Annotated in this window: 7 protein-coding genes; 6 read left to right on the forward strand and 1 reads right to left on the reverse strand. The window is 70.2% G+C overall.

Annotated features, from left to right (window positions below):
* Positions 1-50: 50 nt before the first annotated feature.
* Complete coding sequence (locus AB0N03_RS28270) at positions 51-233, forward strand: hypothetical protein (protein WP_364377646.1); 183 nt, start codon at positions 51-53, stop codon at positions 231-233.
* 134 nt (positions 234-367) lie between these two features.
* The gene (locus tag AB0N03_RS28275; protein WP_364377648.1) at positions 368-1,687 is read left to right on the forward strand and encodes a helix-turn-helix transcriptional regulator; all 1,320 of its coding nucleotides are present in this window, start codon (positions 368-370) and stop codon (positions 1,685-1,687) included.
* Here AB0N03_RS28275 and AB0N03_RS28280 read toward each other — a convergent pair.
* The gene (locus tag AB0N03_RS28280) at positions 1,684-4,650 is read right to left on the reverse strand and encodes a tetratricopeptide repeat protein (RefSeq protein WP_364377650.1); all 2,967 of its coding nucleotides are present in this window, start codon (positions 4,648-4,650) and stop codon (positions 1,684-1,686) included. The genes AB0N03_RS28275 and AB0N03_RS28280 overlap by 4 nt on opposite strands.
* 268 nt (positions 4,651-4,918) lie before the next feature.
* Here AB0N03_RS28280 and AB0N03_RS28285 point away from each other — a divergent pair, with 268 nt between their 5' ends.
* The 4 genes from AB0N03_RS28285 to AB0N03_RS28300 all read left to right on the forward strand — a co-directional run bounded on the left by AB0N03_RS28285 (position 4,919) and on the right by AB0N03_RS28300 (position 9,989).
* Positions 4,919-5,572 (forward strand): VWA domain-containing protein, encoded by a 654-nt coding sequence (locus tag AB0N03_RS28285; protein WP_364377652.1) that lies wholly within the window; start codon positions 4,919-4,921, stop codon positions 5,570-5,572.
* A 138-nt stretch (positions 5,573-5,710) separates the two neighbouring features.
* Positions 5,711-7,834 carry an AAA family ATPase gene (locus tag AB0N03_RS28290; RefSeq protein ID WP_364377654.1) on the forward strand — a complete coding sequence of 708 codons (2,124 nt, stop codon included), beginning with the start codon at positions 5,711-5,713 and terminating at the stop codon, positions 7,832-7,834.
* Positions 7,835-8,025: 191 nt separating this feature from the next.
* Positions 8,026-9,519, forward strand: coding sequence for a tRNA (N6-isopentenyl adenosine(37)-C2)-methylthiotransferase MiaB (miaB, locus tag AB0N03_RS28295; RefSeq protein ID WP_364377656.1), 1,494 nt, complete (start codon positions 8,026-8,028; stop codon positions 9,517-9,519).
* A complete protein-coding gene (locus AB0N03_RS28300; protein WP_364377658.1) occupies positions 9,516-9,989 on the forward strand; it encodes a hypothetical protein in 474 nt (157 codons plus the stop codon). Before miaB ends, AB0N03_RS28300 begins: the two co-directional genes overlap by 4 nt.
* The last annotated feature ends 90 nt before the right edge of the window (positions 9,990-10,079 follow it).

Genomic DNA, 10,079 nt, shown 5'->3' on the forward strand with positions numbered 1-10,079 from the left:
TTGGGACAAGCGCAATCGCGCTGACGGGGAATCAATTCCGAGGAGTCATCATGTCTGTTTCGTCGTCCTTCCGCGCCCTGGCCAAGGCCGCCGCCGTGGCCACCACGCTGGCGGCCCTCGCCATCCCGGGTTTCGGCGTCGTCACGTCGCTCGCCGACGATGGTTCGGTCTCGGTTCCGGTCGTGCCGTCGCCGCCTTCGGCGGCTCCCGACGGGCACTCTTGGATCGACTGAATGGCCCGGACGGCAATCCGGTTCTTCCGGTGGGTTTCCGACGAAGAAGCGGATTGCCGTCCGGTGCGTTGCGTTCGCTCGGCGACGGTGCTGTACTGCCCGCAGGGTGAACCTCGCGAAATGGGGAGGCGGGCGTGGTCGAGTCGTTCGGAGAAAATCTGCGGATGCTGCGGCAAGGCAGCGGTCTTTCGCTCGAGAAACTCGCCCGGAAGATCAATTACAGCAAGAGCTACCTGAGCAAGATCGAAAACGGGCTGAGTGCGCCGACGGCCGACATAGCGAAACGCTGCGACAGCGCCCTCGAGACCGGCGGCACGCTCGCCGCGATGATCGTTCCCGTGCGGCCGGAAGCGCCGGCGGTGCCGGAACCCCGGCCCGGAACCGAAGCCGGCGACGGCGACGGCGACGGCGACGAGGTGTGGGTGATGGTGATGGATCCCGAAGGGACAGCCGGTTTCCACCGGCTCCCGCGGCGGCAGATCCTCGCCGGGCTCGGGATCGCGGTGGGGTACGCGCTGACCGGTGGGGCGCGGTCCGTGGCCGACCCCACGACGATCGCCGGCCTGCACCAGGCGTTCGAGCAGTACCGCAGGCTCGGTACCACGAGCCGGCCGGGCATCGTGCTGCCGCAAGTCGTCGCTCATGTGCACACCGTGCGTTCCCTCGCCGAAGGTGCGGTGGCGCCCGAGGTGCGCGACGAGTTGCTCGTCCACGCTTCGCGGGCCGCGGAGTACGCGGGCTGGATGAGCCAGGAAGCGGGCGACGACCGAGCCGCCGCGTGGTGGACGGCGAAGGCGGTCACCTTCGCCGCCTCCGGCGGAGATCACCACCTCGGCAGCTACGCGTTGGTGCGGCAGGCCGAACTGGCTCTGTACCAACAGGATTCCCTCACCACCATCGAGCTGGCGGTGCGCGCGCAGGCCGATCCTTCGGTGGGGCCACGGATCCTCGGGCTCGCGGCCCGCTGCGAAGCGCAGGGGCACGCGCTGGCCGGCGCCCCCGACGGCTACTTGCGCGCACTGGAGCGCGCGAGGGCGTTTCTGACCGAAGGTGCGCCGCCCGGGGTGTCGCGGCCGGTGCTGGGTTCCGCCAGCGTCGCCGACGAAGTCGCCTTGGCCGAAGGCTGGTCGCTCTACGACCTCGGGCGGCCCGCCGACGCCGCGGAAATCCTCGACCGGGAGCTGCCCCGGATCGCCGCGGACGCCCGGCGGGCCCGCGCGCGGTTCGGCGCCCGCCGCGCACTGGCGCACGCGGGCAATGGCGAAATCGAGCACGCCTGCTCGCTCACCCGTGAGGTGCTCGCGGACGCGGTGCACGTCGACTCCGCCACCGTGCGGCTCGACCTCCGCCAGCTGTCGCGGACGCTGGCGCGGTGGCACAACCACGACGCGGTGCGCGAACTGCTGCCCGAACTGGGTGCCGCGTTGAGGGTCGCCCGGGTTTCGCCCGCCTAGCCCACCGCGGTGCACCCGCACCGGTGCCGGGCCAGCTCGGCTCGCACGTCCGCCGCCTCCGACCACCCCAGTCCGCCGAACTCCTCGAGGGCGGCCCGCCAGTGCCCGGCGGCGGAGTCGTGTTCGCCGGTCCGGTGCAGCACCTGCGCGGCGCCGCGGTGCGCGTGGGCCTGCTTGCCGCGGTCACCGGTTCCCCGGGCGAGGTCGAGCGCCGCGAGGTACGACGTCAGGGCCTGGCCGTGGTCGCCGCGTTCCAGCTGCGTCGCCGCCCGGTCCAGGTACAGCTGGGTGCGCAGGCCGGGCTCGGCGACGGTGTCGGCGACGGCGCGGGCGAGTTCGTGGTGGTGGACGGCGTCGTCGAGCCGCTGTTCGAGGCGGTGCACCACCCCGATGTTGTTGAGCGCGTAGGCCTCGCAGCTGCGGTCGCCCACCTCCTCGGCCAGCGCACGGGCTTCTTCGTGGTTCGCCAGCGCTTCGGCGTGGCGGCCCAGCCGGCGCCGCACCACCCCCAGGTTGTCCAAGGTGTGGGCGAGGCCCTGGGTGTGGCTGAGCCGGCGCAGCAGGTCCGTGGCCGCGACGAGCCGCACCTCGGCGAGCTCGAGATCGCCCTGCAGCTCGTGGAGCTGGCCGACGTTGCTGAGCGCGTGCGCCTGGCCCCGGAGGTCTTCGACGTGCTCGTACTTCGTCAACGCCGACTCGTAGTGGGTGATCGCCGACGTGTTGTCGCCCCGATCCGAATGGACGGACGCGATGGCGCACCGCGCGCCGGCCTGGCCGAGGTCATCGCCCAGCTCGGTCCACAGGTGCAAGGCCTCGGTGGCCAGTTCGAGCGATTGCGCGGCCCGGCCGGCGGTCCGGTGCGCCCCGGCCAGCCGCAGCAGGACGTACGCGAGCCCCGGCCGGTTCGCCGCGTCGGTTTCGAGCGACTTCCGCGCGAGCTCGAGCGACTCGGACCACTCTTCGAGGAGACCGCCCGAGTAGTAGTAGCGCCACAAGAGGACGGCCAGCTGCCAGGTGTGCTCGGGAAAGTCGTGCCGCGCCGCGTACCTCATCACCGCGAGGAGGTTCGAGCGCTCACCGGACAGCCAGGTCAGCGCCGCCCGGTTGTCGTCGAACCGCACCGCGGACGGGCACTCCCGCCGGACGGCCGGCTGGCGGTCCTGGTCGAACGGGTAGGCGGCCCGGATCGCGTTGGCCGTCGTGACGAGGTAGAAGTCGAGGAGCGGGTCGAGCAGCTCGGTGTCCGGGCCCGGCGGGTGGAGCCCGCCCGCGTACTCCTTGAGCGGGTCGAGGATCCGGTAGCGCCCGTGCGCGGGTTCTTCCAGCAGGCTCGCGCCCAGCAGGCCTTCCAGCAGTTCACGTGCCCGCGCGGGGGCCGTCCCCACCAGGGCGGCCGCGGCGGGCACGCTCAGGTCGTGCCCCGGCAACCGCCCGAACAGCCGGAACAACCGTTGTTCGAGCTCGTTCAGCTGCCCGTAGGAGACCGCGCAGGCACCGGCGGCGCGTCCGGTCAGCCCGGGCGCGTCCCGCCACGGTCCCGACTCGTCGAGCAGCGCCGTCAGTTCGCGCAGCGACCAGGATCCGTGCAGGCGGAGCTGTGCGGCGAGCATCTTGATGGGCAGCGGGACGTAGCCGCAGCGCGTCACGAGGCTGTCGACGAGTGCCGACTCGCCCCGGACCCGGTCGGCGCCGACGAGGCCGTGGAACAGCTCGATGGCCGCTTCGGGCCGCAGCGGACCCAGCTGGATCTCGTCCGCGATGTCGACACCGCCGGTCCGCCGGCTGGTGACCAGCGCGGCGCACCCGGGTTCGGCCGGCAGCAGCTGCTGCGCCTGCTCTTCGCCCGCCGCGTTGTCCAGCACGATGAGCGTGCGGGTGCCCGCCAGCGCGGCCTGGTAGCAGGCGATGCGCTGGCTGACCGTGGGCGGGTGCTGTTCGGGCGGCACCCCGAGCGCCGTCAGCAGGCCGGCCAGCGCCTCCTCGGTCGGCACCGGGGCCACCTTCGGCGTGAAGCCGTCGAGCTGCACCAGCACCTGACCGTCGGGGAAGCGTTCGCGCAGGAGGTAGGCCGCCTGGACGGCGAGCGCGGTCTTGCCGATCCCCGGCATCCCGCTGATCCACAGGGTCGCCGACCGGTGGGCGGCGGCCGCGACGAGGAGCCGCGACTCGATGGTCGCCAGCTCGTCCCCGCGGCCCCCGAAGCGGGGTGGCCGGCTGGGCAGCAGGACGCGCCGCCCGGTCAGCTGGGCGAACTTCGCGAGCCGCCGCAGCTCGACCGGAACGTCCATGCCGTACTCGTTGAGCGCCGTCCGGGTGTCGTGGTAGACGTTCATCGCCGGCACGCGGTCGCCGTTGGCCACCAGCGCGCGCATCAGCAGTCCCGCCAGCCGGTGCCGCGTCGGCTCGGCGCTCACCACCGGCTGCAGCCGGTCGCGGACCCACCGGTGGTTCCCTTCGGCGAGTTCGAGCTCGGCGAGGTCGCCCAGGACGTCGATGTACGCCTCTTCCGGCGAGAACAGGCTGGTCGAGCCGACGCGATCGCGGTCCAGGTCTTCCAGGTACCGGCCGCGCCACAGTCCGGCGGCCTCGCGCAGCAACGCGAGCCGCTTGGCGCGGTCGGCGCAGTCCTGCGCCCGGTCGCGCAGGGTGAGGAACCGTTCGAGGTCGATCCGCTCGGGTGCGATCCGCAGCACGTAGCCGGTCGCGACGCGGTCGATCACCGGCCGGTCGGCCGGCTCGCCCTGCTCGAGGATCCTGCGCAGGCGGGCGATGTAGCCGGGGACCAGGTTGGTCTTCGGCTTCTCCACGCCGTTCCAGACGATGTCGGTGAGCCGTTCGGCCGACAGCGCGCGGTTCGCGTGCAGCACGAGGACCGCGAGGATGTACCGCTGCTGTAAGTCACCGAGCTCGACCGGTTGACCGCTCGTTCGTAGTTCGAACGGGCCCAACAGACGTACTTCCATGCCGTCTCCTCCGACGCGGTGTCACGACACTCTCAGTGAAACCGATCGCTCGGGAGGATGAGACCACGTTCGTGTTGTGGTCCATTTTTCGTCCACTTTTCGTCCTTTTGTGCCCGAAGTGATCCACGCGCGGTCCACGACCGGTCCACGCCGGGGTGTGAGACTGCCCGGAAGCGTCCGCGCGGCCCCCTGAGGCGGTCCGGCGGAGCGGCGGGCGAGTCCCGCGTTCGCGGTGAATCGCCCGCCTTCCCTTGACGAGGAGAACCCGATGTCCGACCGGATCCTGCCCTTCTACGTCGTCTGCGACGAGTCCTATTCGATGGCCGACCACCTGGACCTGTTGAACGACAGCCTCGACGACGTGTACCGGATCGTGCGCACGGATCCGGCCTTGGCCGGCCGGGCGCGGTTGGGGATGATCGGGTTTTCCCGGGAAGCCCGCATCGTCGCCCCGCTCTCCCAGCGAGCGGAAAGAATCGGCAAGCCGGGCCTGCAAGGCGGAGCGGAGACCAATTTCGGCGCGGTGTTCACCACTCTCCGTGAAACGATCGAACGCGACGTCGAACGGCTGCGCGCCGAGTCCTGCTCGGTCTACCGACCCGCGGTGTTCTTCCTGTCCGACGGACAGCCGACCGATCACGCGGACTGGCCCGCGGCCCACGCGAGACTCGTGGACCGCGACTGGCCGGCCCGGCCGCGGATGATCGCGTTCGGCATCGGGGACGCCGACCGGGCGACGATGAGCCAGATCGGGACGTATCGCGCCTATTTGAGCCGCACGGGCGTGACGCCCCGCCGAGTGATCCGCGAGTTCGCGAAAACGCTGGCGAGCTCACTGCTCCTGTCCGGTACAGCCGGCGACGACCTCCACGTGCCGGCGCAGGTGTCCGGGTTCACGGCGGTGGAGCGGACTTCGGTCTGAGCGAACACCGCGCGGCCGGACATGCACCCGAGTCACAAATCCTGCGGTGCCGCGGTAGCGGATGATGAGGTGCCCGTCTTTTTGCTTCTTGACCGCCTGGCCCAGCATTTCCCTCCGTAATGCGGAAGAATCGACCGCATGACAAGGTGGAAGCGGTGGGCCGTTGCGCTGATCGTGGTCACGGCCGGAGCGGCGGCGATTGTCTTGGCGTTGCGTTCCCCCACGGGACTGGACTCCGCGGCCAAGATCGGCGGACTGATCGCCGGACTGGTGCCTCTCGCGCTGGCGCTCGTCCATTGGGCCCGCCGATCACCTCGCCCGCTACTGGTGGTGTCCTCTCCTGAGCAAGTAGCCGCTGCTCAGCGGCAACTGGCCGATCTGGTGCTGGCCCAGTGGCGGACGGAAATCGTCGTCCGGCAGCTGGACGATCCCGCCCCGGTCGCGGTGCGCTGGCGGCTCACGGAGCTTGACACCTCCGGCCCCGCGGAATACGTCGCTCGCCCGAAACCGCTCAGGTACTTGATCGGCCGAGGCGTTCCCCGGTTCGAAGGTCGTACCGATCGCATCAACGATATGGTCAGGGAGTTCCGCAGGCACCCGGCACGCCGGCTGGTGATCCTTGGTGATCCCGGCATGGGCAAGACAACGCTGGCTGTTTTGTTGCTTCGCGAACTCCTCGCGCATCCTGAAGGTGTGGAGCCGGTCCCCGTGCTCCTGTCGATGTCCGGCTGGGACCCCGGCGTCGAATCCCTCCATGCGTGGGTGGCGCGGCGGCTCACCGAGGGTTACCCGGCATTGCGCGCCGTCGACTTCGGCCCGAACGCGACCCGTGCGCTGGTCGAGCAGAGGCGGATCCTGCCCATCCTGGACGGCCTGGACGAGCTACCCGAACGGATACGCTCCGCAATCCTCGACCGGCTCAACGCCACGGGCACCGACCCCCTCATCCTCACCTGCCGGACAACCGAATACGAAGAAACCCTCGCCCATCAAGGCCGCCGCGGCCTCAGCGGTGCGGCCATCATCGAACCGGACCGGCTCAAGGCCGCCGATGCCGCTGCCTACCTGGAACGCAGCCTCCCACGAAGCAGTTTCAACCGTTGGTCAGAGCTGCTGGCAGCACTGCGGGCGGGAAAGAGCAATCCGATCAGCCAAGCACTGTCCAGCCCGTTGGCGCTGTGGCTGGTACGGAAGGTCTACATCGAGACCCGCGCCGATCCCGCCGAACTGTGCGACACCAACCGCTTCGACACCGCCGATGCCATCACCGAGCACCTGCTCGACCACCTCGTCGACGCACTCATCACCGCCAATCCGCCACAACAGGAAACCGGCAAGGAGCACCCGTTCGGCCCCCGGCGGGCCTGGGATCCCGCCGACGTCAAGAACTGGCTCGCCTTCTTGGCCCATCACTTGAATGTGATCGGCAGCCATGATCTCGCGTGGTGGCAACTGAGCCTGGCCGTACCCCGGCGAACCAGTTCGCTCATCAGGCTCGGGCTCGGGCTCGGGTTCGGAGTCGTGACCGCGGCCTGGTTCGGGAGCCTGTTCGTGTTCGGGTTCGACTTCGCGGTTGTGTTCGCGCCGTTGTTCGGGCTCGTATTCGTCCTGGTGAGCGGGGCGTCGGCGAAGGAACCGGTGTACGCCGATCTGCGCCTTCGCGGACGGATCCGGCTGCTCCTGCGAAAGCTGACGACCTGGTCCGGCATCCGTGCCGGGTTGGTGATCGGGCTGATCGTCGGTGTCGTCTTCGGGCTCGCGGACAGAAGTCTGAGCGCATCCGTCGGCGGACTCGCGTTCGGGCTCGTCTTCAGCCTCGTGGTCGGCCTGGTCGAGTGGGCAAAGAGTCCGTTGACCAACGAAGGTCCGCAGACCCCGACTGTCACGTTCCAGCGCGACCTGCTGTTGCTTTACCTCTATTCGTTCGGGTGCGGCTTCGCGTTCGGGCCCGTGCTGGGACTTGCGTTCGGGCTTGTGTTCGCGGCTACGGCCGGGTTCGGTCTGAAGCTCGTGGAAGTGCTCTTGCTGGGGTCCGTGTTCGGGCTTGTCGTCGGCTTCGTGTACGGGCTCGGGCAATCGAGCGGAAAGCACTTGGTGAACGTTTCCTTGCTGCGTCTCCAAGGGCGCGTTCCGCCGCGGTTGCTGGCATTTCTCGACGACGCGCACCGGTTGGGGATACTCCGCGAAGCAGGTCCGGTCTACCAGTTCCGCCACGCGAAACTGCAAGACCGCCTCGCTCAGTCCTACGTCACGCGAACCTGACAGAAGGGTGGTGAGGCCGCCCGGCGGAACGACAGGTCCGCTGTCGGGGACCGTCAGTCCGGGATCCCCGGCTGCCCCTGCGCCAGGCTTGATCGAAGGTGTCAGGCCGCACCGGTCGGCTCCGGCCCGGTGGGCTCGGCCGGGTGGGCGGCGGCTTTGCCTGGTCAGGTGGGGGGTTACCCTGAACCACGATGACCGAGACACAGGCACCCAGGGCGTACCAGATCCGCACCTTCGGCTGCCAGATGAACGTGCACGATTCCGAGCGGCTCGCCGGGCAGCTCGAGGACGCCGGGTACGCCCCCGTCGAAGCCGGGGCCAAGCCCGACCTGATCGTGTTCAACACCTGCGCCGTCCGGGAGAACGCGGACAACAAGCTCTACGGCACCCTCGGGCACCTGCGGCCGGACAAGGTCGCCAACCCCGACCTGCAGATCGCCGTCGGGGGGTGTCTCGCGCAGAAGGACCGCGGGGAGATCGTCAAGCGGGCTCCCTGGGTCGACGTCGTCTTCGGGACCCACAACATCGGGTCGCTGCCGACGCTGCTGGAGCGGGCCCGGCACAACGCCGAGGCCGAGGTCGAGATCCTCGAATCCCTCGAGACCTTCCCCTCGACGCTGCCCGCGCGCCGCGAATCCTCCTACGCGAGCTGGGTGTCCGTTTCGGTCGGGTGCAACAACACCTGCACCTTCTGCATCGTCCCCGCCCTGCGCGGCAAGGAACGCGACCGGCGGCCCGGCGAGATCCTCGCCGAGGTCGAGGCGCTCGTCGCCGAGGGCGTGCTCGAAGTCACGCTGCTCGGCCAGAACGTGAACTCCTACGGCGTCGAATTCGGCGACCGGCTGGCCTTCGGGAAGCTGCTGCGCGCGACCGGCGCCATCGACGGCCTCGAGCGCGTGCGCTTCACCTCGCCGCACCCGGCCGCCTTCACCTCCGACGTCATCGGGGCGATGGCCGAGACGCCGAACGTCTGCCACCAGCTGCACATGCCGCTGCAGTCCGGGTCCGACCGGGTGCTGCGCGAGATGAAGCGGTCCTACCGCTCGGCGCGCTTCCTGAAGATCCTCGACGAGGTCCGCGCGGCGATGCCGGACGCCGCCATCACCACCGACATCATCGTCGGCTTCCCCGGTGAGACCGAGGAGGACTTCCAGGCGACCCTGGACGTCGTGGCGCAGGCCCGCTTCTCCAGCGCCTTCACCTTCCAGTACTCGATCCGCCCCGGCACGCCGGCCGCGACGATGCCGGACCAGCTGCCCAAGGCCGTCGTGCAGGAGCGCTACGAGCGCCTGGTCGAGCTGCAGAACGCGATCTCCTGGGAAGAGAACAAGAAGATCGTCGGGCGCCGGGTCGAGCTGCTCGTCGCCGCGGGCGAGGGCCGCAAGGACGCCGAGACGCACCGGATGAGCGGCCGCGCCCGCGACGGCCGCCTGGTGCACTTCACGCCGGCCGGTGCCCAGGTCGACCGCGCGGTCCGTCCCGGCGACGTCGTCGAGACGGTCGTGACCTACGGCGCCCCGCACCACCTGGTCGCCGACGGCGACCTGCTGTCGCACCGGCGGACGCGGGCCGGCGACAACGCGGAGGCGGGACTCCGGCCGAAGACGAGCGGTGTCACGCTGGGCTTGCCGGGCTTCGGTGCCCCGGCCGCCCAGCCTGAGCCGGTGAGCGGGTGTGCGCTGTGACGGAATCCAAGGGCAACGGCGAGCTGGCCGAGCTGGCCGCCGAGATCGACGAGGTGGGCGACCGCGCGTCGCGCACCGTGGAGCTGGGCCGGCGCGGATTCACCATCGCGGTGTTCGCGTTCGTGCTGCTGATCTGCCTCCTGCTGCCGTGGGTCGGCGACCACGTGGGCTGGCAGGTGCTGGCCGGCGAGGGCGGCGGCATCCCGCAGCTGTTCGCGGTGACGTCGACCGGCGTGGGCATCCTCGCCTCGGCGCTGGCGCTGGTGACGCGCCGGTGGTGGCTGACCTGGGTGTGCGCCGCCGGCGGCTGGTTCGCCTCGGTGGACGGGCTGCTGGCCATCTGGTCCCAGCAGTCGTCGCACGCCAGCGGAGCCGCGGGCGGCGGACCCGGGTTCGGCCTGATCATCGCGTGGATCGCGATGATCTGCCTCGCGGTGTCGTGGATGCGGACGGCGTTCTCGCGGGACTAGACCACCACGACGCCGACGCAGAGTTCGGTCTCGGACGCCGTCAAGGTCACCTTACGGGCGTCAGACGCCCGTACGGTGACCTTGACGGCG

The organism is Amycolatopsis sp. NPDC051061, from assembly GCF_040682935.1.
Taxonomy (GTDB): Bacteria; Actinomycetota; Actinomycetes; order Mycobacteriales; family Pseudonocardiaceae; genus Amycolatopsis.

Coding starts and splice junctions, on each gene's coding strand:
- miaB (WP_364377656.1), top strand. CDS start 8,026: ATGACCGAGACACAGGCACCCAGGGCGTACCAGATCCGCACCTTCGGC.
- AB0N03_RS28285 (WP_364377652.1), top strand. CDS start 4,919: ATGTCCGACCGGATCCTGCCCTTCTACGTCGTCTGCGACGAGTCCTAT.
- AB0N03_RS28270 (WP_364377646.1), top strand. CDS start 51: ATGTCTGTTTCGTCGTCCTTCCGCGCCCTGGCCAAGGCCGCCGCCGTG.
- AB0N03_RS28290 (WP_364377654.1), top strand. CDS start 5,711: ATGACAAGGTGGAAGCGGTGGGCCGTTGCGCTGATCGTGGTCACGGCC.
- AB0N03_RS28280 (WP_364377650.1), bottom strand. CDS start 4,650: ATGGAAGTACGTCTGTTGGGCCCGTTCGAACTACGAACGAGCGGTCAA.